This is a genomic window from Aeromicrobium sp. Root495 (assembly GCF_001426755.1).
GTDB lineage: Bacteria > Actinomycetota > Actinomycetes > Propionibacteriales > Nocardioidaceae > Aeromicrobium.
In genome coordinates this window covers 302,528-327,718 of the sequence record NZ_LMFJ01000001.1, presented here as the reverse complement: position 1 = coordinate 327,718, position 25,191 = coordinate 302,528, and the positions used below count along the sequence as shown (strand labels likewise).

Genomic DNA, 25,191 nt, shown 5'->3' with positions numbered 1-25,191 from the left:
GCACCGGCGGACGCGAAACTTGTTCATTCAACTTGTCACATGCACAAGTTCTCCCTAACTTGAGCACAACCTGTTCACTGCTCATCGTTCGGAGATCTCATGGCCAATCTCACCCGCCTGCCCAAGGCCATCATCGAGTCCTACGAGTGGCAGTACGACGGCGCCTGCACGTCCTACTCCGTCGAGGAGTTCTTCCTCCCCGAGAACGCCCGGGGGGCGGACAAGCTGGCCATGGAGACCGCCGCCAAGCGCGTCTGCGGCACGTGTCCCGTGGTCAAGCAGTGCCTCGAGCACGCCCTCTCCGCCCAGGAGCCGTACGGCGTCTGGGGCGGCACCAGCCCCACCGAGCGCCAGCGCATCCTGGCAGGCCGGGACGTCCAGGCGGCGTGAGCAGCGCCGCAGAGCGCGGCGCGCCTGCTCGTGCGAGAGTGGCGGCATGACCATGGAGTGGGAGCACCTGGTGGACGACACCTGCACCACCGTCCGCCTGCCCTTCGGGCTGAGCGCCCCACGGGAGGCACGTCTCGCGATGGCCGCCGAGCTGAGTGCCGCGCGGGTCCGACCCGCCGTGATCGAGGACGCGTCCCTCGTGCTCAGCGAGATCGTGTCCAACGGCATCGAGCACGGGCAGGCCAACGACTCCGGCGAGCTCGAGGTGTCCTGGTGCCTGCGCGAGGACCACGTCCTGCTCAGCGTCGTCGACTCCGGTCAGGCCATCACCTTCGGACCGCGCGAGTGGTCGGACCACGCGCTCGGCGGTCGAGGGCTCGCCATCGTCGACGCCATCTGCCGCAACTGGGCGGTCGAGACCAAGAAGGGCCTGCGCGTCACGGCCCAGCTCGACTTCGCCGACGCCGGCCGGACCTGACCCCGAGGTCCTTCACTACGATCGCCTGATGAGCGCTCACCTGGTCACGAAGAACCTGACCGGCGGGCACGCACACCGGGTCCTCTTCGAGGGGCTCGACCTCACGGTCGCGCCGGGCGACGTCGTGGGCGTCGTGGGAGTCAACGGCGCAGGCAAGTCCACCCTGCTCCGGATCCTCGCCGGTGACCTCGAGCCGCTCGACGGCACCGCCACGACGGCCCCGGCCGACGCCTTCGTCGGCTGGCTCCCCCAGGAGCACGAACGTGTGCCGGGCGAGACGGTCGCGCAGTACGTCGGACGTCGGACCGGCGCCACGGCGGCCTCGCTCGCCATGGAGACCGCGGCCGAGGCGCTCGGCCAGGACGACCCCACCGGAGACCTCGCCGACACCTACTCCCGCACCTTCGACCACTGGATGGCGAGCGGCGCGGCGGACCTCGACGAGCGGCTGCCGCCGATGCTGGCCGAGCTCGGCCTCGAGGTCGACCAGGACGCGCTCATGACCTCGCTCTCCGGCGGCCAGGCGGCGCGGGCGGCCCTCGCGTCGCTCCTGCTCAGCCGGTTCGACCTCGTGCTGCTCGACGAGCCCACGAACGACCTCGACCTCGACGGGCTGGAGCGCCTGGAGTCGTTCGTCCGGGGACTGCGGTCCGGTGTCGTGCTGGTGTCCCACGACCGGGAGTTCCTGTCGCGCGTCGTCACGCGCATCGTCGAGCTCGACCTGGCGCAGAGCAGCATCTCGGTCTACGACGGCGGCTACGACGCCTTCCTGGAGGAGCGGGAGGTGGCCCGGCGACACGCCCGCGAGGCCTACGAGCAGTTCGCCGACACCAAGGCCGACCTCGTCGGACGGGCCCGCACGCAGCGCGAGTGGAGCTCCCAGGGCGTCCGCAACGCCATGAAGAAGTCGCCCGACAACGACAAGATCCGCAGGCGCGCGCAGAGCGAGTCGTCGGAGAAGCAGGCCCAGAAGGTTCGTCAGATGGAGTCCCGGATCGCCCGGCTCGACGAGGTCGAGGAGCCCCGCAAGGAGTGGGCACTGCAGTTCTCGATCGGCAGCGCACCGCGGTCGAGCTCGGTGGTCGCGACCCTCGACCAGGCCACGGCCACGCTCGGCACCTTCACCTTCGGGCCGGCGTCGCTGCAGGTGAGCGCGGGCGACCGGATCGGCGTCACGGGGCCCAACGGAGCCGGCAAGACCACCCTGCTGGGCCTCCTCCTCGGTCGGCTCCAGGCCGCCACGGGCCGGTCGAGCCTGGGGGCGTCCGTCGCGATCGGCGAGATCGACCAGGCGCGCACGGGACTCGCGGAGGACCTCGGGCTGGGCCACGCGTTCGAGGCCGCGGTGCCGGAGATGTCACCCGCCGACGTGCGCACGCTCCTGGCCAAGTTCGGGCTCAAGGCCGACCAGGTCACGAGCCGCGTGGGTGACCTCTCCCCCGGCGAGCGGACGCGGGCCGCGATGGCCCTGCTCCAGGCCCGTGGCGTGAACCTGCTGGTGCTCGACGAGCCCACCAACCACCTCGACCTGCCGGCCATCGAGCAGCTCGAGGAGGCGCTGGAGTCCTATGACGGGGCCCTGCTCCTCGTGACCCACGACCGCCGCCTGCTCGACAACGTCCGTCTCGACGAGCGGTGGCACGTCGAGGGCGGGCAGGTATCAGTCCTGAACGTCGGCTGAGCCCGCCTCGTCGACGAACTCGCGCAGCACCCGGGCGAAGCGCTCCGGGTCGTCGAGGTGCGGGAAGTGCCCGGCGCCCTCGAAGATCTCGACCCGGCAGTCGGGCAGCTCCTTCTCCACGCTCAAGGCGTGCGACGCCGGGATCATGTGGTCCTTCGAGCCCCACACGATCATCGTCGGGACGGGCAGCGAGCCCTCGAGGTGGTCGTGGGCGCTGATGCTCTGACCGCCGATGTCGATGACCGCGCGCGTGGTCTTCAGGAACGCGCGCCGGCTCTCCCGGTCCTCCAGCGAGCTGAAGCCCTTCCAGATCGCACCCACGTCGGCGCCCGGCCTCCAGCCCAGCCGCGAGGCCCGACGCCCGAGTGCCTCGATGCCCGAGAGCACCGGACCGGAGGCCACGACCCCCAGCACCTGGTCGGCGCCGGGCAGCGCCGCGGCGCGCAGCAGCAGGCTGACCTCGCGGCCGAGCCCGCCGCTGGAGACGAGCACGAGACGCTCGACCCGCTCGGGGAAGAGATAGAAGAACTGCATCGCGATGCCGCCGCCGAGGCTGTGTCCCACGAGCGTCACACGGTCGACCCCCAGGTGGTCGAGCAGGTCGCGCATCGCGGCGGCGTGCGCGCTGAGCGAGTAGTCGCCGAGCGGCTTGGCCGAGTCGCCGTGCCCGAAGAGGTCGGGCAGGACCACGCGGTGGTCGTCGTCCATCGTGTCGATGAGGTGCTCGAACTGACGCTGCGACCCCAGGATCCCGTGGATGAAGAGCACGACGGGGCCGGAGCCGCTGTCGACGTACGAGAGCTCGTGGCCGTGCAGCACGACCGTCTGCGGAGTCATGCGCGCCATGGTGGCCATCCTCGGGTGGTGGGGCGGGACGAGCCGCCGGACGGCGGGTCGGCACGAGCACCGGCTCTGCCATCCGTCAGCACGGAGCCTCCGACAGGATTCGAACCCGCGACATCCTTATTACAAGTAAGGCGCTCTACCGACTGAGCTACAGAGGCGTGCGACCGAGGCCGCACGAACATCGTAGCCACGTCCGGACGAGGCGCAGGGTGGAGGCTTCGACGAGACCGAGGGGCCCTTCGACGGCTGACGAGGACATCAGCGGGACCGGTGGGCATCTCGCTGAACGGCGCCGCGACCATCGTGGCCGGCGTGGCACTCGAGTGGCTCGTCGGCACCGTCGCGTCCGACCCCTGACGCGAGGCCCCCGGTCTCGGCATACTTGACCGGGTGACCTCACGCCCTGAGACGTTGCTCGCTGCCACCGCCGACCTCGAGACGCCGCTCGCCATCATCGACGAGGTCGCCCTCGAGGCCAACGCCCAGGACCTCCTGCGTCGGGCCGCCGGTGTGCCCGTCCGCGTGGCCAGCAAGTCGGTCCGCGTCCGCAGCATCATCGAGGGCACGCTCGCCCTCGACGGCTTCCGCGGCGTCATGTCGTACTCGCTCGCGGAGTCCTGCTGGCTCGTCGACCACGGCATCGACGACGTCCTGCTCGCCTACCCCACCACCAGCGCCGCAGGCCTGCGCGAGCTCGTGGCCGACGAGCGTCGTCTCGCCGCCATCACCGTCATGGTCGACTCGTCGGAGTCCCTCGACCACATCGACCGTGTGCTGGGGCTCGACCACCCCACGATCCGGGTCTGCCTCGACGTCGACTCCTCGCTCCGCCTCGGCCCCATCCACCTGGGTGTGCGCCGCTCCCCCGTGCACACCGCCAAGGAGGCCGGCCGGGTGGCGCGGGCCATCGCCGGCCGACCGGGCTTCCGCCTCGTCGGGGTCATGTTCTACGACGCCCAGATCGCCGGGCTCCAGGACACCTCGCGCGCCGTGCGTCTGGTCAAGAAGAAGTCGGCCGAGGACCTGGGACGACGCCGCTCGGCCGTGGTGGCAGCGGTCCGCGAGCACGCCGACCTCGAGATCGTGAACGCCGGCGGGACCGGGAGCCTGGAGGTGACGGGGACCGACCCCTCCATCACCGAGCTCACCGCCGGGTCCGGCCTCTTCACCCCCACCCTCTTCGACGGCTACGACGCCTTCGAGGCCAACCCGGCCGCGTTCTACGCGCTGTCGGTCGTGCGCCGACCCACCCGCGGCATCGCCACCCTGTTCTCCGGGGGCTACATCGCATCCGGTCCGGCCGGGGACTCCCGCCGTCCCACCCCGGTCTGGCCCGAGGGGCTGGAGCTCATCGGCACCGAGGGGGCCGGCGAGGTGCAGACGCCCGTCAAGGGCAAGGGCGCCCGCGACCTGCGGGTCGGCGACCGCGTGCTCATGCGGCACGCCAAGGCCGGCGAGATGTGCGAGCGGTTCGACACCGTCGCCCTCGTGGCGGCCGACGGCAGCGTCACGACCACACCCACCTACCGCGGCGAGGGGAAGAACTTCGGATGAGCGCCCGCACCGAGAGGCACTGGACCAACTGGGGCCGCAGCGTCACCACCACGCCGGTCAGCTTCGCCCACCCGGCCAGCACCGCCGAGGTCGTCGCGATCGTCGCCCAGGCCAAGGCCCAGGGCCTGCCCGTCAAGGCCTACGGCGCCGCCCACTCCTTCACGCCCATCGCCGCCACCGACGGCATCTGCGTGCGGCTCGACCGGATGAACGCCGTCCTTGCGCACGACCCCGATACCCAGCGGGTCCGCGTCCAGGCCGGCATCTCCCTGCGCGAGCTCAACCCGCGGCTCGACGCGCTGGGACTGGCCCTGCCCAACCTCGGCGACGTCGACCCACAGTCCGTCGCCGGCGCCGTCTCCACCGGCACGCACGGAACGGGCGACAGGCTCCACGGCATCAGCGCGGCCGTCGTGGGCATCCAGCTCGTCACGGCGTCCGGCGACGTCCTCGACATCGACGAGCAGCACCCGTGGTTCGGCGCCTCCCGCGTGACGCTCGGTGCCCTCGGCATCGTCACCGAGGTGACGCTGCAGTGCGTCCCGGCCTTCCTCCTCCGCGCACGCGAGGAGCCCATGGCGCTGCCCGAGGTGCTCGATCGCCTCCCGGAGCTGGTGACCGGCCACGACCACTTCGAGTTCTACTGGTTCCCCCACACCGAGAAGGCGCTGGTCAAGCAGAACGACCGTGTCCCGCCGGGCACAGCGCCCCGACCGCTCAGCCGCCTGCGCCACACGCTCGATGACGAGGTGCTCAGCAACGGCCTGTTCGAGGCGGTCAACCGCGTCGCGCAGCGCCGCCCGTCGTGGATCCCCCGGATCAACGCCGTCAGCGGCTCGGCGCTCTCGGCGCGGGAGTACACCGCGCCGTCGCACGAGGTGTTCGTGTCGCCGCGGCGCGTGCGGTTCCGCGAGTCCGAGTTCGCCATGCCGCGCGAGGCGCTCAGCGAGGTCATCGCCGGCCTCCAGTCCTGGTTCGCGACGAGCGGCGAGCACGTCAGCTTCCCCATCGAGGTGCGCTTCACCGCTGCCGACGACGTCTGGATGTCGACCGGGCACGAGCGGGACAACTGCTACGTCGCCGTGCACCAGTACCACCGGGTCGACCCGACGGCGTACTTCTCGGCCGCGCAGGACATCTTCACGGCGCACGAGGGCCGCCCGCACTGGGGCAAGATGCACACGCTCGACGCCTCGTACCTCTCCGAGCGCTACAGCCGGTTCGACGAGTTCGTCGCCGTTCGCGACGAGCTCGACCCCGACCGCCGTTTCTCCAACCCCTACCTCGACCGCGTCCTCGGCTGACCCGCCCCCCTGGCCTGGGGACGGTGACTCTGCGTCCGTCTGGACAGGGCCTGGCCTGGGGGCGGTGACTCTGCGTCCGTTCAGACAGGGCCTGGCCTGGGGGCGGTGACTCTGCGTCCGTTTGGAACCCTCGGCGGGCCCGAAACGGACGCCCCGTCACCGCCCCACCGGCCGACCCGCCCAGACGGCCGCCCCGTCACCGCCCCACCGGCCGACCCGCCCAGACGGCCGCCACGTCACCGCCCCACCGGCCGACCCGCCCAAACGGACGCCACGTCACCGCCCCACCGGCCGATCCGCCCAGACGGACGCCACGTCACCGCCCCACCGGCCGACCCGCCCAGACGGACGCCACGTCACCGCCCCACAGGGCGGGCGTCGGTAGGTTGGACCTCATGCGTGTCCTCGTCACCGGCGGCGCCGGCTACATCGGCTCCCACACCGTCGTGTCCCTCCTCGCGTCCGGCCACGAGGTGGAGGTCGTCGACAGCTTCGTGAACAGCAAGCCCACCGCCATCGCCCGTATCGAGGAGATCACCGGGGCCACCGTCCCGCTGCACCACGTCGACCTGCGCGACCGTGCCGCGCTCGGCCGGCTGTTCGGCGAGAGGACCTTCGACGCCGTCATCCACTTCGCCGCGCTCAAGGCGGTAGGCGAGAGCGTGGCCCAGCCCCTGCGGTACTACGAGAACAACCTCGGCTCCACCTACACGCTGCTCGACGCCATGGCCGAGCACGGCGTCCGCACGATCGTGTTCTCGTCGTCGGCCACGGTCTACGGCGCCGAGGCTCCTGTGCCGTACACCGAGGACTTCGACCGGCTCGACTCCTCGAGCCCCTACGGCCAGACCAAGGTCATGGTCGAGCGCATCCTCACCGACGTCGCGGTGGCCGACCCCACGTGGCGCATCGCCCTGCTCCGGTACTTCAACCCCGTGGGCGCGCACCCGTCGGGCCTCATCGGCGAGGACCCGCAGGGCATCCCCAACAACCTCGTCCCCTTCATCGCCCAGGTGGCCGTGGGCCGGCGCGAGAAGCTCTCGATCTTCGGCGGCGACTACCCGACGAAGGACGGCACGTGCGAGCGCGACTTCATCCACGTCGACGACGTCGCCGAGGGACACGTCGCCGCCCTGCAGGCCATCACCGCGGGCGACCCGCTCGTGCGGGCCTGGAACCTCGGTTCCGGCGAGGGCACGTCGGTGCTGGAGATGCTGCACGCGTTCGAGCGTGCCGTCGGGCACGAGCTGCCGCACGAGATCGTGGAGCGCCGCTCGGGCGATCTCCCGGCCTTCTGGGCCGACCCCACCCGGGCCGCCGAGGAGCTGGGCTGGCGTACCTCACGCACCATCGACGACATGTGCGTCGACACGTGGCGCTGGCAGTCGGGCAACCCCGAGGGCTTCCCCGACTGACCCCACCGCGAGATTCGCGGCCCCATGCACCGATGCGTCAGCGCAGACGGTGCATGGACCCGCGAATCTCGGACTGCTAGCGGCGGGCCTGGCTGATGGAGTAGAGCGCGACGCCTGCCGCGACGCCGGCGTTGAGCGACTCCAGCCCGGTGCTCATGGGGATGCTCACGAGCTGGTCGCACGTCTCCCCGACGAGGCGGGAGATGCCCTTACCCTCGCTGCCGATCACGACGACGAGCGGACCGTCGGCGATGTCGAGGTCGGGCAGCTCGACGTCGCCGTCGGCGGCGAGGCCCACGACCATGCAGCCGGCCTCCTGGTACGCCTTCAGCTGACGCGTCAGGTTGGTGGCCCGGGCCACGCGGACCCGCGCCGCCGCACCGGCCGACGTCTTCCACGCCGAGGCCGTCATCTGCGCAGCGCGACGCTCGGCGATGACCACGCCGTGGGCGCCGAAGCCCGACGCCGACCGCACGACCGCACCGAGGTTCCGCGGGTCGGTCACGCCGTCAAGCATCATGATGAGCGGCGGCTCACCGAGGTCCTCGGCGATCTTGAGCAGGTCGTCGGGGTGCGCGTAGTCGTAGGCGTTGAGCTTGGCCGCGACGCCCTGGTGCACGGCGCCACCGGTGAGCTTGTCCATCTCCACGCGGCCGATCTCGAGCATGGAGACGTGCTGGTCCGCGGCGAGCTTGAAGATCTCCCGCACGCGGTCGTCGCGCTCGATGCCCTCGGCGATGTAGAGGCCCGCGACCGGCACGGTGGCCCGCAGCAGCTCGAGCACCGAGTTGCGTCCGGCCACCCACTCGGGTCCGCCGTCGTCCTTGTTGCGCTTGGGGCGGGCGGCCTCGCGCCGGTCGACCGCCCGGTTGATCTTGTACTTCTTGTGGTTGGGGCGCTCCTCGGCACGGGGCGTGGGGCCCTTGCCCTCGAGTCCCTGCCGACGCCGTCCACCGGAGCCGGCGGTGGGGTTGCCCTTGCCGGTCTTCTTGATCGCGCCTCGACGCTGGCTGTTGCCTGCCATCAGTTGTCCAACACCTTCCAGCGCGGTCCTTGCGCCGTGTCCTCGATCTCGACCCCGGCGGCTGCCAGCTGGTCGCGTGCTCGGTCCGCCGTGGCGAAGTCCTTGTTCGCCCGGGCCTCCTGGCGCTGCTCTAGCAGCGCCTCCACGAGGGTGCCGAGCGCCTCGTGCGTGCGGTCGTCGCCCCCGGACGACTGCGCCCAGTGCGCCGAGAGCGGGTCGACGCCCAGGACGTCGAGCATGGCGCGGACCGAGGCCAGCGCGAGCCGGAGGCCCTCGACGTCGTTCTCGGTGACCAGGCGGTTGCCCTCGGCCACCACACGGTGCACCTCGGCGAGTGCCGCCGGCACCGAGAGGTCGTCGTCCATCGCGTGGGCGAACGGGAGCGTCACCTCGCCCGGCTCCACCGGACCGGTGAGCGCGACGGCCCGCCGGACGAATCCCTCGATGCGCTCGTAGGCGGTGGCCGCCTCGGCGAGCGCCTCCTCGGAGAACTCGATGATGGAGCGGTAGTGGGCGGCGGCCAGGTAGTAGCGCAGCGCCGGGGCGGGGACCCGCTTCACGACCTCGCTCACCATGAGCGTGTTGCCGACGCTCTTGGCCATCTTGGAGCCGCCCAGGTTGAGCATGGCGTTGTGCATCCAGAGTCGGGCGAACGGCTGACCGGCCGCGCGCGACTGCGCGAGCTCGTTCTCGTGGTGCGGGAACCGTAGGTCGAGGCCGCCGCCGTGGATGTCGAACTCGTGGCCGAGGTACTTGGCCGCCATGGCCGAGCACTCCAGGTGCCAGCCGGGCCGGCCACGGCCCCACGGGGTGGGCCACGACGCCGACTCGGGGTCGCCGTCCTTGTGGCCCTTCCAGAGCGCGAAGTCGCGGGGGTCGCGCTTGCCCTCGGGCGGGGCGTCCGGCGCGGGCAGCATGTCGTCGACCTTCTGGTTGGACAGCTCGCCGTAGGAGGGCCAGGACCGGACGTCGAAGTAGACGTCGCCCGAGCCGTCGTCGGCCGCGTACGCGTGACCCTTCTCGATGAGGGTCTGCATCATCTCGATCATCTCCGGCACGTGACCGGTGGCGCGGGGCTCGTACGTGGGCGGGCGGCAGCCCAGCACCTCGTAGGCGGCGTGGAGGGCGCGCTCGTTCTCGTAGGCGACGGCGAACCAGGGCCGGCCCTGCTCCTCGCCCTTGGCCAGGATCTTGTCGTCGATGTCGGTCACGTTGGCCACGATGGTGACGTCGTAGCCGGCCCGCTCGAGCCAGCGCCGCAGGACGTCGAAGACGACCTCCTTGCGGATGTGCCCGATGTGCGGCGGCCCCTGCACCGTCAGGCCACAGTGGTAGATGCCGACATGACCCGGGATCACCGGGTCGAGCTCGCGCAGCTGCCGCGTGGCGGTGTCGTGGAGGCGGATCGTCACCCGCCGATCCTACCGGTCCGCGGGCACTGGTCCCGCAACGCGAGATCGTCACAGCAGTCCCACGAGCCCCAGAAGTCACCTATCATCGGGAGATGCCTCGCCTCTTCCCCGGCCGGGTCGGCCTCACGGCCGTCGTCGCCGCCACGCTCCTCGCCACGTCGCTGACGCCCGCCCAGGCCGCCTCGAGCGACAAGGCGCGCCTGGCCAAGTGGTCGAGCACGAGCCAGTTCTCGGCCGGGACCTCCGACGGTGTGAAGGCCAGCAACGGCTCGCTGCTCCTCACGACACCCAAGCGGTCGATGACCTACGACGACCCCTGGGGCACGCAGCGCACGTGGTCCTACGGCACCTGGACCTCGCCGTGGCGCAGCGCCGACTTCGGCACGAAGGACGCCACCCGGCTCATCCCCTCGTGGAACGCCACCACCGGCTCCGACACCTGGATCCGGGTGAGCGCCCGCGTCCGGTCGGGCTCCAAGACCGGCAGCTGGGACGTCGTCGCGCGGTGGTCCTTCACCGACGCCAGCATCCACAAGACCTCCAGCACGTCCCAGGCCGACGACCGGTCCGCCGTGAACGTCGACACCGTCACGGCGGCCCAGGGCACCACGTTCGACGGCTACCAGCTCAAGGTCGACCTCGTGCGCAGGCCCGGAGCCACCGCCTCCCCCGTCGTCACCTCGGTGGCCGCCGCGGTCTCGAGCTACTCCACGCGGTCCACCGCCACGAGCCGGACGTCCATGACGGCCGCCAAGACGCTCGCCGTGCCCACGTACTCGCAGATGGTCCACGAGGGCCATCACCCCGAGTGGGACAACGGTGGTGAGGCCTGGTGCTCCCCCACCTCCACCTCGATGGTGCTGAAGTACTTCAAGTCCGGCCCCACGGCCAAGGACCACGCCTGGGAGAAGGGCGTCGACGGCCAGGTCGACCACGCCGCGCGCTACACGTACGACCGGCGCTACCAGGGCACCGGCAACTGGCCGTTCAACACCGCGTACGCCGGCCGCTACGGCCTCGACTCCTACGTCACGCGCCTGTACGACCTGCGCGAGGCCGAGCAGTTCATCAAGGCGGGCATCCCGCTCGTCGCGTCGATCGCGTTCAGCAGGGGCGGCCTCACCGGCTCGCCGCTCACCTCCACCCCGGGCCACCTGCTGGTGATCGTCGGCTTCACGAAGTCCGGAGACGTCGTGGTGAACGACCCTGCGGGGCCCCGCAACACCTCGGTCCGGCGCACCTACAAGCGCGCCCAGCTGGAGAAGGCGTGGCTCGGGGGCAGCGGTGGCGTCGTGTACGTCATGCACCCGGCGACGAAGAAGCTCCCCACCCCGACCGCCCGGTGGTCATGACACCGAGACGCTGATCCGGTGCCAGCCGCTCGCCCCGTCGGGGATCGGCTCGGCCCGCACGGCCGTCTGCGGCTCGCCGCCCTTGTCGATGGCGCGCACCTCCACGACGTGGTCGCCCTCGGAGGCGTCCCAGTCCCACGACCACTGCACCCAGGTGTCGGTGGACGGGACCCTCGCGAGCGTGGCCTCCTGCCACCGTCCGCCGTCGACCCGCACCTCCACCCCCTCGATGCCGCGATGCGGAGCCCACGCGACGCCCGCGACCGGGACGCGCCCGGCCTTCACGTCACTGCGCGGGACGTCGATCCGTGACTCCGTCTTGATGGGGCCCTGCTCGGCCCAGCCCCGGTCGGTCCAGTAGGCGCTGACCTTCGAGAACTGCGTCAGCTCCCAGTCGACCACCCACTTGGTGCCCGAGACGTAGCCGTAGAGCCCCGGCACCACCTGGCGGACGGGGAAGCCGTGCTCGATCGGCAGCGGCACGCCGTCCATCTCGAGCGCCAGGAGCGCGTCGCGGCCGTCGGTGAGTGCCGAGACCGGGGTCCCGCAGGTCCAGCCGTCGTCGGACGTCGAGAACAGGCAGTCGGCGTCGGCCTGCACCCCCACCTCCTTCAGGATGTCGGCGATCGGGACGCCGCTGAAGACGGTGTTGGAGATGAGGTCGCCGCCCACCGGGTTGGAGACGCAGCACATCGTGATCCAGGCGTCCTTGAGACCGCGGTCCACGAGGTCCTTGTACGTCAGGGTCATGGGTCGGTCGACCATGCCGTGGATGCGCAGCGTCCAGTCGGCGGGGTCGATGAGCGGCACGGTGAGGGCCGTGTCGATCCGGTAGAACTCGCCGTTGGGCGTCTTCCAGCGGGGCTGGACCGCGATGCCCAGGTCGGTGCCGGCGGGGGCCGGCACCCGGCCGGGCGCGGAGGCCAGGACCGAGCGGGCCCGCTCGACGTCGGCCCGGCGCGCTGACCGCGCCGACAGCACCTCGCCGAGCCCCCCGGCCACCACCGCACCCAGGGCCAGCAGCCCGCTCAGGCGCAGGAAGCGTCGGCGTCCGTCGGCATCCTCGGCGTCGGGTCGGGCGTGGGTCGAAGGGGTCCGGATCAGGAGCCCCAGCACGCCGGCCAGGACGAGTCCGCCCGCGGCGCACGCCAGGAGCCCGCCGACGGTGGTGTTGGGGCGGGCGACCACGGCCGCTGCCGACAGCACGATGAGCACGACGACCAGCGCGTTGGCCTTGACCGACGGCCACCAGCGGCCGATCACGGCGCCCAGCGCGACGATGGCCAGCAGCGTCACGACGATGGCGATGGGCTTGTCGGCCCGGCCCACCGTGGCGATGACCGGCTCGGCGACCCCGCCCGGGGTGAGCTGGACGGCCAGCTGGGCCACCGCGAGCACCGGGCTCTCGACGACACCGAGCAGGGCGGCCACGAGCTGGCTCACGGCGATGGCGGCGGCAGCGGCCACGACGCCGGCCCAGGTCCTCATGGATCCACTCACCAGCCCATTCTCCGCGATCAGGCATCATCAGCGTTATGAACCTGCCTCGGGTCGGCGTCGGCACCGACGTCCACCGCCTCGTGCCCGGTCGACCCATGTGGATGGCCGGCCTCGAGTGGCCCGGTGAGGATGCCGGGCTCGAGGGCCACTCCGACGGCGACAGCGCCGCCCACGCCATCGTCGACGCCCTGCTGTCGGCCGCCGGCCTGGGCGACATCGGCTCGCACTTCGGCACGGCCGACCCGCAGTGGGCCGGCGCCCACGGCACCGCCTTTCTCGCCGAGGCGGCCCGGCTCGTGCGCGAGGCGGGCTTCGAGATCGCCAACGCCTCGGTGCAGGTCATCGGCAACACACCGCGCCTCGGCCCTCGACGCGAGGAGGCGCAGGCCGTGCTGAGCGAGGCGATCGGCGCTCCCGTGAGCGTGAGCGCCACGACCACCGACGGCCTCGGACTCACCGGCCGCGGCGAGGGCGTGGCCGCGAGCGCCGTGGCCCTCGTCGTGCCGCGCTGACCCCGCCCGGACGACGAAGAAGCCCTCGCCACCGGCGAGGGCTTCTTCAGTCGTGCGGTGTTCTGCGGATCAGGACGCGAGGACCTCGTCGAGCCTGATCTCTGCCTTGTCCTCGTTGGTCTTCTCAGCGAGCGCCAGCTCGGAGACGAGGATCTGACGGGCCTTGGCCAGCATGCGCTTCTCACCGGCGGAGAGTCCGCGCTCGTGATCGCGACGCCAGAGGTCGCGGACGACCTCGGAGACCTTGAGAACGTCTCCGGAGTGGAGCTTCTCGAGGTTGGCCTTGTAACGACGCGACCAGTTGGTGGGCTCCTCGACGTGCTCGGCGCGCAGGACCCCGAACACACGCTCGAGACCCTCCTCGTCCACCACGTCACGCACGCCCACGAGATCCAGGTTGCACGCAGGCACCCGGACGACCAGGTCGTTCTGTCCGACGATCCTCAGGACGAGGTATTCGCGCTCTTCCCCCTTGATGGTTCGGGTCTCGATGTCTTCGATGACGGCAGCCCCGTGATTGGGGTAAACAACTGTTTCGCCGACAGAGAAAGTCATATAAGGGACACCTTTCCTAGGTGACCATTCTAACATGCCTCGCGGGCACCTCTTCGGGCGTTCCAAGGTGCGCACCAGCCTCCCCTCAGCCTCGGATAGGATCGAGGCGGTCGAGCCTGTCCGCTCGCCCGCTGCCCCGCCCCTCGACGGAAGACAGGTGCCTCGGTGCTCTCGGCCCGCCCCCGCCGCCTCATGACGGCCTCGCTCCTCCTCGCCGCCGGCCTCTCGCTCAGCGCGTGCGGCACGGGTGGCGACGCCCAGACCAACGCGGTCTACCAGCCCGCCATCGGTGCCAACCTGCGCTCCGGCGACGTCCAGCTCTACAACGCGCTGCTCGTCTCCAACGACGACGACACGTACACGCTCTCGGCCGGCCTGCTCAACAAGACCAAGCAGCCCGAGCAGCTCACCGGCGCTTCCATCACGCCGCTCGACGGCGGCGCCCCGGCCACGGCCGAGCCCAGCAGCACGGTCGAGATCCCGAGCGACCGGCTCCTCACGATCGGCTCCGAGGGCGAGATCGTCCTGAGCGCCAGTGACCTCGTCGCCGGCAAGTACGTCAAGCTCACGCTGACCTTCGCCGGCGCCGGCGACGTCAGCATCGAGGCGCCCGTCGTCGAGCGCGGCGAGGAAGGCGTCTACGACGCCGTCGCCGAGACCGAGGGCGGCGCTGCCGCCGAGGAGAAGGCCGCCGAGGAAGAAGCGGCGGCCGGACCCAACGAGGTCGCCTCCCAGGGCGCCGAGGGCGCAGCAGAGTGACGTACCGCCCCTGAGACCACGACAGAGCCCCCGGCCGCTGGCCGGGGGCTTCGTCGTTCGGTGGGTGGGGCGGTGCTCAGCTGTTGAGCTCGCCGGTGACGAGGTACACGACGCGACGGGCCATGGAGACCGCGTGGTCGCCGATGCGCTCGTAGTAGCGACCGAGGAGTGCGAGGTCGATGGCCGGCTCGATGCCGTGCTCCCACGTGCCGCCGAGCAGCGAGCGGAACAGGTCCTGGCGCAGGCGGTCCATCTCGTCGTCGGTGCTCTCCAGCTTGGAGGCCGCGTCGACGTCGCGGTTGGCGACGATCCGCGACGCTGCGTGCACCATCTGGTCGGCCACGGAGGCCATCGCCATGATGGTGGGCTGCAGGTTCGGGGGCACCGCGACGTCCGGCATGCGCAGGCGAGCGACCTTGGCCACGTGCACGGCGAGGTCGCCCATGCGCTGGAGGTCGGTCAGCATGCGCAGCGTGGCCACGAGCTGTCGGAGGTCGGTGGCGACGGGCTGCTGCGTCGCGAGGAGCAGCAGTGCGCGCTCCTCGATCTCCTCGGTGGTGTCGTCGATGAGCTTGTCGCCGGCGATCACCGACTCGGCGAGCGGGCCATCGGCATTGAGCAGGGCAGCGGTGGACGCGGACACGGCCTTTCGGACGGTGCCGGTCAGCGACACGAGGTCGTCGACGATCGCATCGAGCTGTTCGTAGTACAGGTCACGCATGGCAATCAGGCTAGGGCGAGGCGGTGAACGGAGGGCGACCTGCGGTGAACGAGGGGTGAACAGCCGCAGAAAGCCGCACGTCAGAGCGCTTCCGAAGGCGACCGGGAGATGAAGAGGGGCCTACGATCACGAATGTGGAGACCAGTACCGGACTAGCGGTCGCAGGAGCGATCGGAGCCCTGATCGGCGCGCTGGTGACGTATGTGTGGCGCTTCAGCGAGCACCGCCAGACCACCGTGCCGCAGGAAGCAGCACCCCTCGTGCCCCCCGGGGCCGACGCGGTGCTGTCCGTCCTCTCGTCCTCCGTCGTGATCCTCGACGCCTCCGAGCACGTCATCCAGGCGTCGGCACCGGCCATGGTCCTCGGCATCGTGCGCGACGACCGGCTCGTCTCCGACGAGATCCTCGACCTGGTCCGGCTCGTCCGACGGGACGGGCAGGTGCGCGAGGCCGACCTCGCCCTGCTCCCCCAGCGCGGCACCACCGCCCACGTGCACGTGCGCGTCGCCCCCCTCACGTCGCGCCTCGTGGTGGTGCTGGCCGACGACCGCACGCGCGAGCAGCGGGTCGAGGCCATCCGCCGCGACTTCGTCGCCAACGTCAGTCACGAGCTCAAGACGCCGGTCGGCGCGCTCAACCTGCTCGCCGAGGCCGTGTCCGAGGCCAGCGAAGACCCCGAGGCCGTCATCCGATTCTCCGCGCGCATGCAGGTGGAGAGCGAGCGCCTCACCCGGCTCGTCCAGCAGATCATCGACCTGTCCCGTCTGCAGAACGACGTCGCGAGCGAGGACGCCCACCTCATCAAGGTCGAGGAGCTCGTGCGCGAGGCGTGCGAGCACTCCAGCACCGAGGCGGAGCGCAAGCGCATCGACATCGCCATGTCGATCGAGCCCGACCTCCTCGTGCACGGCGACCGCGCCCAGCTGCACGCCGCCGTGAGCAACCTGGTCGAGAACGCCGTGACCTACAGCCCGGAGAACACCCGCGTGGCGGTCACGGCCGAGAAGCTCGACGACGACGTGCGCATCACGGTGGCCGACAACGGCATCGGGATCCCGGGCGCCGACCTCGAGCGCATCTTCGAGCGGTTCTACCGGGTGGACCCCGCCCGGCACCGCTCGACCGGAGGGACAGGGCTCGGCCTGTCCATCGTCAAGCACGTGGCCGCGAGCAACGGCGGCACGGTCGACGTCTGGAGCGAGCCGGGTGCCGGCTCGACATTCACCCTGGTGCTGCCTTCGCGGTCCCAGGAATTCGATGAGGAGAACGCGTGACCAAGGTACTGGTCGTCGAGGACGAGCAAAGCTACAGCGAGGCTCTGTCGTACGTGCTGCGCAAGGAGGGCTTCGACGTCGCCATCGCCGAGACCGGCCCGGACGCCCTGACGGAGTTCGAGCGGGGCGGCGCCGACATCGTGCTGCTCGACCTCATGCTGCCCGGCCTGCCGGGCACCGAGGTGTGCCGCCAGCTGCGCCTGCAGTCGTCGGTGCCGATCATCATGGTGAGCGCCAAGGACACCGAGGTCGACAAGGTGGTGGGGCTCGAGCTGGGCGCCGACGACTACGTCACCAAGCCCTACTCACCCCGTGAGCTCGTGGCCCGCATCCGCGCCGTGCTGCGTCGCGGCGCGGTCGACGACGTCGACGACGACGCCTCGCTCGAGGCCGGCCGTATCCGCATGGACGTCGAGCGTCACCTCGTCACGGTCGACAGCACCACGGTGAAGCTGCCGCTGAAGGAGTTCGAGCTGCTCGAGTTCTTCCTGCGCAACCCCGGCCGGGTCCTGACCCGCGGCCAGCTCATCGACCGGGTGTGGGGCGCCGACTACGTGGGCGACACCAAGACCCTCGACGTCCACGTGAAGCGCCTGCGCGCCAAGATCGAGGAGGACCCCGCCACACCGATCGTCCTCACGACGGTCCGCGGCCTCGGCTACAAGCTCGACGCCTGACCCAGCCCCCGTTCGACCCGATTTGTGACGTTGTTGCTGTCCTGAGGCTCTTTTGACAGCAGCAACGTCACAAATCGCGGGGACGGGGGTGGGTCAGCGGCCCTGGTTGGCGACGGCGGCGATGGCCGCGGCTGCGGCGTCGGCGTCGAGGTACTGGCCGCCCTTCGTGACGGGCTTGAGGTTCTCGTCGAGCTCGTAGACGAGGGGGATGCCGGTGGGGATGTTGAGGCCGACGACCTCGTCCTCGCCCAGTCCGTCGAGGTGCTTCACGAGGGCCCGCAGCGAGTTGCCGTGGGCCGTGACCAGCACGGTCTTGCCGGCGAGCAGGTCGGGGACGATCGAGTCGTACCAGTACGGCAGCATGCGGTCGAGCACGTCGGCGAGGCACTCCGTGCGCGGGAGCAGCTCGTCGGGGAGGTCCGCGTAGCGCGGGTCGGAGGCCTGGCTGAACTCGCTGTCGTCGGCGAGCGCGGGCGGGGGCGTGTCGTACGACCGACGCCACTCCATGAACTGGTCCTCGCCGAACTCCTCGAGCGTGGCCTTCTTGTCCTTGCCCTGGAGCGCGCCGTAGTGACGCTCGTTGAGACGCCACGAGCGACGGACCGGGATCCAGTGCCGGTCGACGCCGTCGAGCACGATCTGCGCCGTCCGGATGGCGCGGCGCAGGAGCGAGGTGTGGAGCACGTCGGGCAGGACGTCCGCCTCGCGCAGGAGGTCGGAGCCGCGAGCGGCCTCCTCGAGTCCCTGCTCGTTGAGGTCGACGTCGACCCAGCCGGTGAACAGGTTCTTGGCGTTCCACTCGCTGTGCCCGTGGCGCAGCAGGACGAGCGTGTAGGTCATGGCGCGAGCCTACTCAGCCCTGCTCGGACCACTCGCGGTGGATCTGGTGGAGCGCCTGCACGTAGTCGTCCTGCGAGCGCAGGCCCGCCAGCGTCCAGGTGTTCTCGACGACGACGTGCGGCAGCTCGGAGACGCCCAGCGACTCCGCCGTCTCGCGCTGCAGGGCCACGGGCGCGGCGTACTCGTCGCTCGCCACGAGGGCCTCGGCGGTCTCCAGCTCCAGGCCCACGAGCGCAGCCCGGCTGCCCAGCACGAACGGGTCGGCGATGTCGGCGCCCTCCAGGAAGTGCGCCCGCCAGAGCTGGTGCAACAGGTCCCGCTGGACGCCGTCGCCGGACTCCGCGGCCCACGTGAGCAGGCGCCACGCGTCGGTGGGGTCGGCGGGGACGAGGTCCTCGACGTCGAGGTCGATGCCGCTGATGCGGGCCGCGGCGACGGCGTCGCGCACGTCGGCCCGCTCCCCCGGCACCGCCGCACGGAAGGCGATCTCGACGGGCTCGCCCACGAGGATCGTGAACGTGGCCGCAGCCCGCTCCAGACGGGTGACACCGACGTACGACCAGGGGTCGGTGACGTCGCAGAAGACCAGCACGCGCATACGTCAACGCTACGCGACGTCACGTAGCACGGCTCCGCGAGGCCGGGGCCCTCTGACCAGGATCTGAGCACGCCCCGATCGAGCCTCCGAGCCACCTACGTTCGAGGCGTTCCTGACACCAGACCCCGAAAGGACGTGGTCGCGATGAGCGCCACCGATCCACTGAAGTTCGCGTACTGGGTGCCCAACGTCTCCGGCGGCCTGGTCACCAGCACGATCGAGCAGCGCACCGACTGGAGCTTCGACTTCAACGTGAAGGTGGCCCAGCTCGCCGAGCAGGTCGGCTTCGAGTACGCCCTGAGCCAGGTGCGGTACACCGCCTCCTACGGCGCCGACCAGCAGCACGAGTCGACGAGCTTCTCCCTCGGTCTCCTCACGCAGACCGAGAAGCTCAAGGTCATCGCCGCCGTCCACCCCGGCTTGTGGAACCCCGCCGTGCTGGCCAAGCTCATCATCACCGCCGACCACATCTCGGGCGGCCGCGCCGCGGTCAACGTGGTCTCCGGCTGGTTCAAGGACGAGTTCACGGGCCTCGGCGAGCCGTGGCTCGAGCACGACGAGCGCTACCGCCGCAGCGAGGAGTTCATCAAGGTCCTGCGCGGCCTCTGGACGGCGAAGCAGGAGGACGGCGGCTTCACGCACCTGGGCGACTTCTACCGGATCCACGACTTCACCCTCCAGCCCGGACCCGTCGACGTGCCGGGCCGCCCGCACCCCGAGATCTTCCAGGGCGGCAACTCCACCGCCGCCCGGCGCAACGGTGGCACGGTCTCGGACTGGTACTTCTCCAACGGCAAGGACTTCGACGGCTTCACCGAGCAGTACCTCGAGGTCAACCAGAACGCGGCTCTCGCCGGCCGCGAGGGCCAGGTGAAGTTCGGCCTCAACGGCTTCGTCGTGGCCCGCGACTCCGAGGACGAGGCGCACGCCGTGCTCGAGGAGATCATCGCGAAGGCCAACCCCGACGCCGTCGAGGGCTTCCGCCAGGCCGTGCAGCAGGCCGGCAGCAGCACGGGCGACGGCAAGGGCATGTGGAGCGACTCCACCACCCGCGACCTCGTCCAGTACAACGACGGCTTCCGCACCGGGCTCATCGGCACACCGCTGCAGATCGCCACGCGGATCGTCGAGTACAAGAAGCTCGGCGTCGACCTGTTCCTGCTGGGCTTCCTGCACTACCTCGAGGACATCGCCTACTTCGGCGAGAAGGTCCTGCCCCTCGTGCGCGAGCTCGAGGCACAGGCCGTCCGCGACGGTGAGCTCGCACCCGCGCGCTGACCGCGACCGAAAGAAGTGCCTGCCGGGGCGGTCAAGGCCCCGACAGGCGTGTCATCCCACTGAAGAGAGACAAGGAAGAGACTATGACCATCGCAGAGAGCATCACCGTCCAGGAGGCGCTCGCCTCCTCCCCGTGGGCCGGGCAGTCCCGCCCCACCACGCCCCAGGGCTGGCTCGACCGTGCCGCCGACGTCGCCGCGATCCTCGCGACCGACGCCGTCGAGCGCGACCGGGCCCAGGCCGTCCCCACCGCCGAGGTCCAGCTCCTGAAGGACGCCGGCCTCGTCACGTTGCTCGGCCCTGTGGAGCACGGCGGCGCCGGGCTCACGTGGGAGACCGCCTACCTGGTCATCCGCGAGATCGCGTCGGGCGACGGCTCGATCGGCCAGCTCATCGGCTACCACTACCTGTGGGCCTGGGCCGTCCGCCTCGTCGGCACGCCGGAGCAGGTCGCCGCCGTGGAGGAGCTCTACACGACGCAGAACCTGTTCTTCGGCGGCGCCGTGAACCCGCGCGACCACGACCTGTCCATCCGCGACGAGGGCGACGAGATCGTCTACAACGGCCGAAAGTCGTTCTCGACGGGCTCCAAGGTCAGCGACCTCACGGTGCTCGAGGGCATCCTCGAGGGCACCGACCAGCACATCTTCGCCATCGTCCCGAGCCAGCAGGAGGGCATCGCCTTCCACGACGACTGGGACAACCTCGGTCAGCGCCTCACGGAGTCGGGAGGCGTCACCATCACCGACGTCCGCGTGCCGTGGGCGGCGGCAGCCGGCTACGTCGACAAGGAGTTCGCCCCCTTCGAGCCGCTGCACTACGCGACGCTCAACCTGCCGACCATCCAGCTGGTGTTCGCCAGCTTCTACCTCGGCATCGCCGAGGGTGCGTTGAAGACCGCGACGGCCTACACCCGTGACCACACCCGCGCGTGGCCCTACGGCGGCGACGACAAGGAGCAGGCCCGCGACGAGTGGTACCTCCTCGAGGGCTACGGACGGCTGCAGTCCCAGCTCTGGGCCGCCCAGGCGCTGGCCGACGACGCCGGCCGCGAGATCTCCGCGCTGCTGCACGCCGAGCGCGAGGCGCTCACCCCGGAGGCCCGCGGCCACGTCGCCGTGCGCATCGCCGCGGTGAAGCAGCTCGCGACCGACGTCGCGCTGGAGGTGGGCACCAAGATCTTCGAGCTCACGGGCGCTCGCGCCACGAGCAACGCGGTGGGTCTCGACATCTTCTGGCGCAACGCACGCACCCACACCCTGCACGACCCGGTCGCGTACAAGCGTCGCGAGGTCGGCGCCTTCGCGCTGCTCAACGAGCTGCCCGAGCCCACCTGGTACACGTGATCGGCGGCTCCGTCCGCGATGCAAGACGTGGCGTGCCCGCGGGTCTCGAGCGACGAGACTCGCGGGCATGACCTTGCGCTTCGACTGGTTCCTGCCCACCACCGGGGACAGCCGGGCCCTCGTCGGCGGCGGGCACAGCGTCCCCGCCGACCTGGGTCGCGCCGGCGGTTCGATCGACACCGCCGGCCGCTTCCGGGAGCCCGACCTACGCTACCTCAGCCAGGTGGCCCGCACCGCCGAGGACCTGGGCTTCGACGCCGTCCTCACGCCGACCGGCACGCCGTGCGAGGACGCGTGGGTCGTGGCGTCGGCGCTGATCCCCGAGACCACGCGCCTCAAGTTCCTCGTCGCCCTGCGGCCCGGACTCGTCACGCCCACCCTGCTCGCCCAGATGGCGTCGACCTACCAGCGGCTCTCCGACAACCGCCTGCTCCTCAACGTCGTGGTCGGCGGAGACCCCTCGGAGCAGCTGCGCTTCGGCGACCGCGTGCAGAAGGACGAGCGCTACGCCCGCGCCGCCGAGTTCCTCCAGGTGTTCCGTGAGTCGTTCACCGAGGCCGGCTCCAGCTTCACCGGCGAGTACTACGACGTGGAGGACGCCCGCACCCGTCGCCCCGTGCAGGTCCCCGAGATCTACCTCGGGGGCTCGTCGGCCGCCGCGGGTCCCGTCACCGCCCAGCACACCGACGTGTACCTCACGTGGGGCGAGCCGCCGTCCGCCGTGGCCCAGAAGGTCGCGTGGATCCGCGGGCTGGCCGAGGCCGAGGGGCGCACCGTCCGCTTCGGTGTCCGCCTCCACACCATCAGCCGCGACCGCTCCGAGGACGCCTGGGCGTTCGCCGACGCGATGCTCGCCCAGCTGGACCCGGCCGAGGTCGAGAAGGCGCAGGCCGTGATCGCGTCGAGCGAGTCCGAGGGCCAGCGCCGCATGCGCGAGCTGCACGGCGGCACGTTCGACCGCCACGACGCCCGCTCGCTCGAGGTGCACCCGGCCCTCTGGTCGGGCGTGGGCCTCATGCGCAGCGGCGCCGGCACTGCTCTCGTCGGGAGCCACACCGAGGTGGCCGACCTCGTCGAGGAGTACGCCGCGGTGGGCGTCGAGGAGTTCGTGATGTCGGGCTACCCGCACGTCGAGGAGGCGTACTGGTTCGCCGAGGGCGTCCTCCCGATCCTGCGTCGCCGCGGCGTGCTGGCCTGAGCCCGGCGCAGCTCGCTCAGAACGGCTGATGGGTGCCGAACGTCCGCTGCCAGTAGGTGAGCGGACGGTGGTCGGACGTGTTGGCGTCCAGCACGTCACCGAGGACCAGCACGTGGTCGCCGGCCTCCACCAACGAGGCGACGCGCAACGCCACCCAGGCGTGACGGTCGAGCAGGGCGGGAGCGCCGTTCTCCAGCTCCCACGGGACGTCCACGAACTTGTCGTCGCCCTTGCCCGCGAAGCGCAGCGCCACCTGGTCGTGGTGCGCGGCCAGGACGTTGACGCCCACGATGCTGCCCACCGACAGCCGGGACAGCAGGTTGGACGAGCGGTCCAGCGAGACGAGGAGCATCGGCGGCTCCATCGAGAGCGACGAGAACGCGCTCACCGTGGTGCCGTGCGGGACGCCGTCGTCGAGGGTCGTGACCACCGAGACCGCCGCGGCGACGTTGCCCATGGCCGAGCGGAACGACTTGCGCAGGACCTCGGGGTCCACGTCGAGGGACTGCTCGCTCATGCGCTGGCCACGGTGACGACGATGATCTCCATGCCCTCGACGGTAGGCAACGCGACGCGGGTCGAGGGCACGGTCTCACCGGCTGGGAAGGAGGACGACGAGTCCGTCCTGAGGCGTACGGTGCGCTGCGCCGGTGCTGCAGCCCGGGCGCCTGCGGGTCAGCGCGCTGGGTCGTCGGTGCTGGCGGGACGCAGGTTCTGGAAGGCGTCGAGGTTGCGCGTGGACTCACCGCGCGACTCGCGCCACTCCCACTCCTTGCGGATGGACGTCGCGAAGCCCAGCTGCAGGATGGTGTTGAACGACTCGTCGGAGTACGTGAGGACGGAACCGAGGATCCGGTCGACCTCCTCGGGCGTCACCGCGTGCAGCGGGATGCGGCCGTCGAGGTAGATGTCGCCCGCGGCGTCGATGGCGAAGGCCACCCCGAAGAGCTTGAGGTTCTTCTCCAGGAGCCAGCGATAGACGCCCTCGTGGTTCTCGTCGGGGTTGCGCGCGACGAACGCGTGGATGCCCACGGCGTGGCGACCGATCTCGAGCCGCACCGTCGTCTTGAGCTTGCGGACGCCCGGCAGGTCGACCTCGATGACGTTGCTGCCGTGCTCGACGTGGTCGAGCTCTGACTCGCGGACGACCTGGAGGATGGTCTCGCGGGGATCGCTGGTGCTGGTCATGGACGGCCTTCCTGGGCGCGGGCATAGACGTCGAGGGTGCGCTCGGCGGTGACGTCCCAGCCGAAGCCCGTGGCGTGGGCGACGGCCTTCAGCCCCATCTCGTGGCGGAGCGCCGGGTCGTCGAGGAGCCGGGCGAGGGCGTCGGCATAGTCGTGCGGGTCGTGACCGTCGACGAGCAGGCCGGTGACACCGTCGGCCACCGCCGTGCTGAGGCCTCCCACCCGCGCCGCGACCACCGGCGTGCCGCAGGCCTGGGCCTCGATGGCCACGAGCCCGAACGACTCGTTGTGCGAGGGCACCCCCACGACGTCGGCGGCGGCGTACCACTGGGCGAGCTGAGGCTGCGTGACGGTGGGGACGAACCGGACGACGTCGGAGAGACCGAGGTCGTGGACCAGGTCGGTGAGGGCGGTGGGCCGGTCGAAACCCGAGCCCGAGGCGCCGCCGACCACGGCGAGCTGGAGGCGGGACCGCCGGGCCGGGTCGCGTCGCACGAGCTCGGCCACCGCGCCGACCAGGACGTCGGGTGCCTTGAGGGGCTGGATGCGACCGGCGAACAGCACGAGGTGCGTCTCGGGGTCGATGCCCAGCGCGGCGCGGGAGGACTCGCGGCGGCCCGGCACGAAGACGTCGAGGTCGACACCCGGGTGCACCACCTCGACGTGCTGCGGATCGGCGCCGTAGAGCTGCACCAGCTCGCGGCGCTCCTCCTCGGTGTTGGCGATGAGGCGGTCGGCGAGACGCACGATCTCCTCCTCGCCCGCGATGCGTCCGGCGGGCTCGGCGCGATCGCCCTGCGCGAGCCGGGCGTTCTTGACCTTGGCCATGGTGTGCATGGAGTGCACGAGCGGCACGCCCCAGCGCTCGGCGGCCACGGTGCCGACCTGGCCGGAGAGCCAGTAGTGGCTGTGGACCAGGTCGAAGTAGCCGGGCCCGCGCTCCACCTCCACGCGCAGGACGTCGCGCACGAAGCCACAGAGCTGGGCGGGGAGGTCGTCCTTCGTGAGGCCCTCGAAGGGTCCCGCAGGAACGTGGTGCACCGTGATGCCGCCCTCGGCCACGACCGAGGCGGCCTGGTGCCGCGAGGTGGCCCGCGTGAAGACCTCGACCTCGATCCCGCGCAGCGCGAGCTGGCGCGAGAGCTCCAGGACGTAGACGTTCATCCCGCCGGCGTCGCCCACGCCGGGCTGCTCGAGCGGCGACGTGTGCGCCGAGAGCATGGCGATGCGGCGAACGGGACTCACGACCCCATCGTCTCACCCGCGCGGGAACCAGCACCTGGGAGCATG

25 protein-coding genes and 1 tRNA gene are annotated in these 25,191 nt (G+C 71.0%); 14 read left to right on the top strand and 12 right to left on the bottom strand.

Translation table 11 applies throughout. The annotated features are described in order from the left end of the window. Positions 1-99: 99 nt before the first annotated feature. The 3 genes from ASD11_RS01860 to ASD11_RS01850 are packed head-to-tail and all read left to right on the top strand — an operon-like array spanning position 100 to position 2,549. Positions 100-390: a WhiB family transcriptional regulator gene (locus ASD11_RS01860; protein ID WP_056282526.1), complete on the top strand. Its 291-nt coding sequence runs from the start codon at positions 100-102 to the stop codon at positions 388-390. A 46-nt stretch (positions 391-436) separates the two neighbouring features. Further along, positions 437-868: an ATP-binding protein gene (locus tag ASD11_RS01855; RefSeq protein ID WP_056282521.1), complete on the top strand. Its 432-nt coding sequence runs from the start codon at positions 437-439 to the stop codon at positions 866-868. Positions 869-896: 28 nt separating this feature from the next. Beyond that, positions 897-2,549, top strand: a complete 1,653-nt coding sequence (locus ASD11_RS01850; protein WP_056282518.1) for an ABC-F family ATP-binding cassette domain-containing protein — start codon at positions 897-899, stop codon at positions 2,547-2,549. Here the strand turns inward: ASD11_RS01850 and ASD11_RS01845 are convergent. Then, on the bottom strand, positions 2,529-3,395 hold the full coding sequence (locus tag ASD11_RS01845) for an alpha/beta fold hydrolase (RefSeq protein WP_056282516.1): 867 nt from the start codon (positions 3,393-3,395) through the stop codon (positions 2,529-2,531). The genes ASD11_RS01850 and ASD11_RS01845 overlap by 21 nt on opposite strands. A gap of 85 nt (positions 3,396-3,480) precedes the next feature. Continuing rightward, positions 3,481-3,553, bottom strand: a tRNA-Thr gene (locus ASD11_RS01840). A gap of 232 nt (positions 3,554-3,785) precedes the next feature. Between ASD11_RS01840 and ASD11_RS01835 the strand changes: the two genes are divergently transcribed. From ASD11_RS01835 to galE, 3 genes are all read left to right on the top strand, one after another. After that, positions 3,786-4,949: an amino acid deaminase/aldolase gene (locus ASD11_RS01835; RefSeq protein WP_056282511.1), complete on the top strand. Its 1,164-nt coding sequence runs from the start codon at positions 3,786-3,788 to the stop codon at positions 4,947-4,949. Then, positions 4,946-6,253: a D-arabinono-1,4-lactone oxidase gene (locus tag ASD11_RS01830; RefSeq protein WP_056282508.1), complete on the top strand. Its 1,308-nt coding sequence runs from the start codon at positions 4,946-4,948 to the stop codon at positions 6,251-6,253. Before ASD11_RS01835 ends, ASD11_RS01830 begins: the two co-directional genes overlap by 4 nt. Positions 6,254-6,648: 395 nt before the next feature. Beyond that, positions 6,649-7,668 (top strand): UDP-glucose 4-epimerase GalE, encoded by a 1,020-nt coding sequence (gene galE, locus ASD11_RS01825; protein WP_200940032.1) that lies wholly within the window; start codon positions 6,649-6,651, stop codon positions 7,666-7,668. Between the two features lie 76 nt (positions 7,669-7,744). On the opposite strand, the gene rlmB is transcribed toward galE, so the two are convergent. Beyond that, positions 7,745-8,692, bottom strand: a complete 948-nt coding sequence (gene rlmB, locus ASD11_RS01820; protein ID WP_056282502.1) for a 23S rRNA (guanosine(2251)-2'-O)-methyltransferase RlmB — start codon at positions 8,690-8,692, stop codon at positions 7,745-7,747. Next, on the bottom strand, positions 8,692-10,104 hold the full coding sequence (gene cysS / locus ASD11_RS01815; RefSeq protein ID WP_056282498.1) for a cysteine--tRNA ligase: 1,413 nt from the start codon (positions 10,102-10,104) through the stop codon (positions 8,692-8,694). Before cysS ends, rlmB begins: the two co-directional genes overlap by 1 nt. 92 nt (positions 10,105-10,196) lie before the next feature. On the opposite strand from cysS, the gene ASD11_RS01810 reads away from it, so the two are divergent. Beyond that, positions 10,197-11,456 carry a C39 family peptidase gene (locus tag ASD11_RS01810; RefSeq protein ID WP_056282495.1) on the top strand — a complete coding sequence of 420 codons (1,260 nt, stop codon included), beginning with the start codon at positions 10,197-10,199 and terminating at the stop codon, positions 11,454-11,456. Here the strand turns inward: ASD11_RS01810 and ASD11_RS01805 are convergent. Continuing rightward, the gene (locus tag ASD11_RS01805; protein WP_235503220.1) at positions 11,451-12,956 is read right to left on the bottom strand and encodes a molybdopterin-dependent oxidoreductase; all 1,506 of its coding nucleotides are present in this window, start codon (positions 12,954-12,956) and stop codon (positions 11,451-11,453) included. The two genes, ASD11_RS01810 and ASD11_RS01805, sit on opposite strands and share 6 nt — an antisense overlap. A gap of 35 nt (positions 12,957-12,991) precedes the next feature. Here ASD11_RS01805 and ispF point away from each other — a divergent pair, with 35 nt between their 5' ends. Further along, the gene (ispF, locus tag ASD11_RS01800; protein ID WP_056282489.1) at positions 12,992-13,468 is read left to right on the top strand and encodes a 2-C-methyl-D-erythritol 2,4-cyclodiphosphate synthase; all 477 of its coding nucleotides are present in this window, start codon (positions 12,992-12,994) and stop codon (positions 13,466-13,468) included. A gap of 69 nt (positions 13,469-13,537) precedes the next feature. Here the strand turns inward: ispF and ASD11_RS01795 are convergent, their stop codons facing one another. Next, a complete protein-coding gene (locus ASD11_RS01795) occupies positions 13,538-14,023 on the bottom strand; it encodes a CarD family transcriptional regulator (RefSeq protein ID WP_056282485.1) in 486 nt (161 codons plus the stop codon). 165 nt (positions 14,024-14,188) lie between these two features. On the opposite strand from ASD11_RS01795, the gene ASD11_RS01790 reads away from it, so the two are divergent. Continuing rightward, a complete protein-coding gene (locus ASD11_RS01790; RefSeq protein WP_056282482.1) occupies positions 14,189-14,782 on the top strand; it encodes a hypothetical protein in 594 nt (197 codons plus the stop codon). 76 nt (positions 14,783-14,858) lie between these two features. Here the strand turns inward: ASD11_RS01790 and phoU are convergent, their stop codons facing one another. After that, positions 14,859-15,503, bottom strand: a complete 645-nt coding sequence (gene phoU, locus ASD11_RS01785) for a phosphate signaling complex protein PhoU (protein WP_056282479.1) — start codon at positions 15,501-15,503, stop codon at positions 14,859-14,861. 134 nt (positions 15,504-15,637) lie between these two features. Between phoU and ASD11_RS01780 the strand changes: the two genes are divergently transcribed. Continuing rightward, complete coding sequence (locus ASD11_RS01780) at positions 15,638-16,777, top strand: sensor histidine kinase (RefSeq protein ID WP_056282478.1); 1,140 nt, start codon at positions 15,638-15,640, stop codon at positions 16,775-16,777. Next, a complete protein-coding gene (locus ASD11_RS01775; RefSeq protein ID WP_056282475.1) occupies positions 16,774-17,454 on the top strand; it encodes a response regulator transcription factor in 681 nt (226 codons plus the stop codon). Before ASD11_RS01780 ends, ASD11_RS01775 begins: the two co-directional genes overlap by 4 nt. 93 nt (positions 17,455-17,547) lie before the next feature. On the opposite strand, the gene ASD11_RS01770 is transcribed toward ASD11_RS01775, so the two are convergent. Further along, a complete protein-coding gene (locus ASD11_RS01770; protein WP_056282473.1) occupies positions 17,548-18,294 on the bottom strand; it encodes a phosphoglyceromutase in 747 nt (248 codons plus the stop codon). A gap of 13 nt (positions 18,295-18,307) precedes the next feature. After that, positions 18,308-18,892 carry a DsbA family oxidoreductase gene (locus tag ASD11_RS01765; protein WP_056282470.1) on the bottom strand — a complete coding sequence of 195 codons (585 nt, stop codon included), beginning with the start codon at positions 18,890-18,892 and terminating at the stop codon, positions 18,308-18,310. Positions 18,893-19,036: 144 nt separating this feature from the next. Between ASD11_RS01765 and sfnG the strand changes: the two genes are divergently transcribed. The 3 genes from sfnG to ASD11_RS01750 all read left to right on the top strand — a co-directional run bounded on the left by sfnG (position 19,037) and on the right by ASD11_RS01750 (position 22,714). Continuing rightward, entirely contained in the window at positions 19,037-20,170 is a 1,134-nt protein-coding gene (gene sfnG / locus ASD11_RS01760) for a dimethylsulfone monooxygenase SfnG (RefSeq protein WP_056282466.1), read from the top strand. 83 nt (positions 20,171-20,253) lie between these two features. Then, positions 20,254-21,516 (top strand): acyl-CoA dehydrogenase family protein, encoded by a 1,263-nt coding sequence (locus ASD11_RS01755; protein ID WP_056282463.1) that lies wholly within the window; start codon positions 20,254-20,256, stop codon positions 21,514-21,516. Positions 21,517-21,583: 67 nt separating this feature from the next. Further along, complete coding sequence (locus tag ASD11_RS01750; protein ID WP_056282460.1) at positions 21,584-22,714, top strand: LLM class flavin-dependent oxidoreductase; 1,131 nt, start codon at positions 21,584-21,586, stop codon at positions 22,712-22,714. A 16-nt stretch (positions 22,715-22,730) separates the two neighbouring features. Here the strand turns inward: ASD11_RS01750 and ASD11_RS01745 are convergent, their stop codons facing one another. From ASD11_RS01745 to mshA, 3 genes are all read right to left on the bottom strand, one after another. Beyond that, positions 22,731-23,231: a flavin reductase family protein gene (locus ASD11_RS01745; protein WP_056282457.1), complete on the bottom strand. Its 501-nt coding sequence runs from the start codon at positions 23,229-23,231 to the stop codon at positions 22,731-22,733. 158 nt (positions 23,232-23,389) lie between these two features. Continuing rightward, on the bottom strand, positions 23,390-23,902 hold the full coding sequence (locus ASD11_RS01740) for a YbjN domain-containing protein (protein ID WP_056282454.1): 513 nt from the start codon (positions 23,900-23,902) through the stop codon (positions 23,390-23,392). Continuing rightward, positions 23,899-25,146, bottom strand: coding sequence for a D-inositol-3-phosphate glycosyltransferase (gene mshA, locus ASD11_RS01735; RefSeq protein ID WP_056282451.1), 1,248 nt, complete (start codon positions 25,144-25,146; stop codon positions 23,899-23,901). The genes ASD11_RS01740 and mshA overlap by 4 nt, the downstream gene beginning before the upstream one ends. Between the last annotated feature and the right edge of the window lie 45 nt (positions 25,147-25,191).

Coding starts and splice junctions, on each gene's coding strand:
- phoU (WP_056282479.1), bottom strand. CDS start 15,503: ATGCGTGACCTGTACTACGAACAGCTCGATGCGATCGTCGACGACCTC.
- ASD11_RS01750 (WP_056282460.1), top strand. CDS start 21,584: ATGACCTTGCGCTTCGACTGGTTCCTGCCCACCACCGGGGACAGCCGG.
- ASD11_RS01855 (WP_056282521.1), top strand. CDS start 437: ATGACCATGGAGTGGGAGCACCTGGTGGACGACACCTGCACCACCGTC.
- ASD11_RS01850 (WP_056282518.1), top strand. CDS start 897: ATGAGCGCTCACCTGGTCACGAAGAACCTGACCGGCGGGCACGCACAC.
- ASD11_RS01810 (WP_056282495.1), top strand. CDS start 10,197: ATGCCTCGCCTCTTCCCCGGCCGGGTCGGCCTCACGGCCGTCGTCGCC.
- ASD11_RS01755 (WP_056282463.1), top strand. CDS start 20,254: ATGACCATCGCAGAGAGCATCACCGTCCAGGAGGCGCTCGCCTCCTCC.
- ASD11_RS01745 (WP_056282457.1), bottom strand. CDS start 23,231: ATGAGCGAGCAGTCCCTCGACGTGGACCCCGAGGTCCTGCGCAAGTCG.
- ispF (WP_056282489.1), top strand. CDS start 12,992: ATGAACCTGCCTCGGGTCGGCGTCGGCACCGACGTCCACCGCCTCGTG.
- ASD11_RS01860 (WP_056282526.1), top strand. CDS start 100: ATGGCCAATCTCACCCGCCTGCCCAAGGCCATCATCGAGTCCTACGAG.
- ASD11_RS01765 (WP_056282470.1), bottom strand. CDS start 18,892: ATGCGCGTGCTGGTCTTCTGCGACGTCACCGACCCCTGGTCGTACGTC.
- sfnG (WP_056282466.1), top strand. CDS start 19,037: ATGAGCGCCACCGATCCACTGAAGTTCGCGTACTGGGTGCCCAACGTC.
- ASD11_RS01740 (WP_056282454.1), bottom strand. CDS start 23,902: ATGACCAGCACCAGCGATCCCCGCGAGACCATCCTCCAGGTCGTCCGC.
- ASD11_RS01845 (WP_056282516.1), bottom strand. CDS start 3,395: ATGGCGCGCATGACTCCGCAGACGGTCGTGCTGCACGGCCACGAGCTC.
- rlmB (WP_056282502.1), bottom strand. CDS start 8,692: ATGGCAGGCAACAGCCAGCGTCGAGGCGCGATCAAGAAGACCGGCAAG.
- ASD11_RS01770 (WP_056282473.1), bottom strand. CDS start 18,294: ATGACCTACACGCTCGTCCTGCTGCGCCACGGGCACAGCGAGTGGAAC.
- ASD11_RS01795 (WP_056282485.1), bottom strand. CDS start 14,023: ATGACTTTCTCTGTCGGCGAAACAGTTGTTTACCCCAATCACGGGGCT.
- ASD11_RS01830 (WP_056282508.1), top strand. CDS start 4,946: ATGAGCGCCCGCACCGAGAGGCACTGGACCAACTGGGGCCGCAGCGTC.
- galE (WP_200940032.1), top strand. CDS start 6,649: ATGCGTGTCCTCGTCACCGGCGGCGCCGGCTACATCGGCTCCCACACC.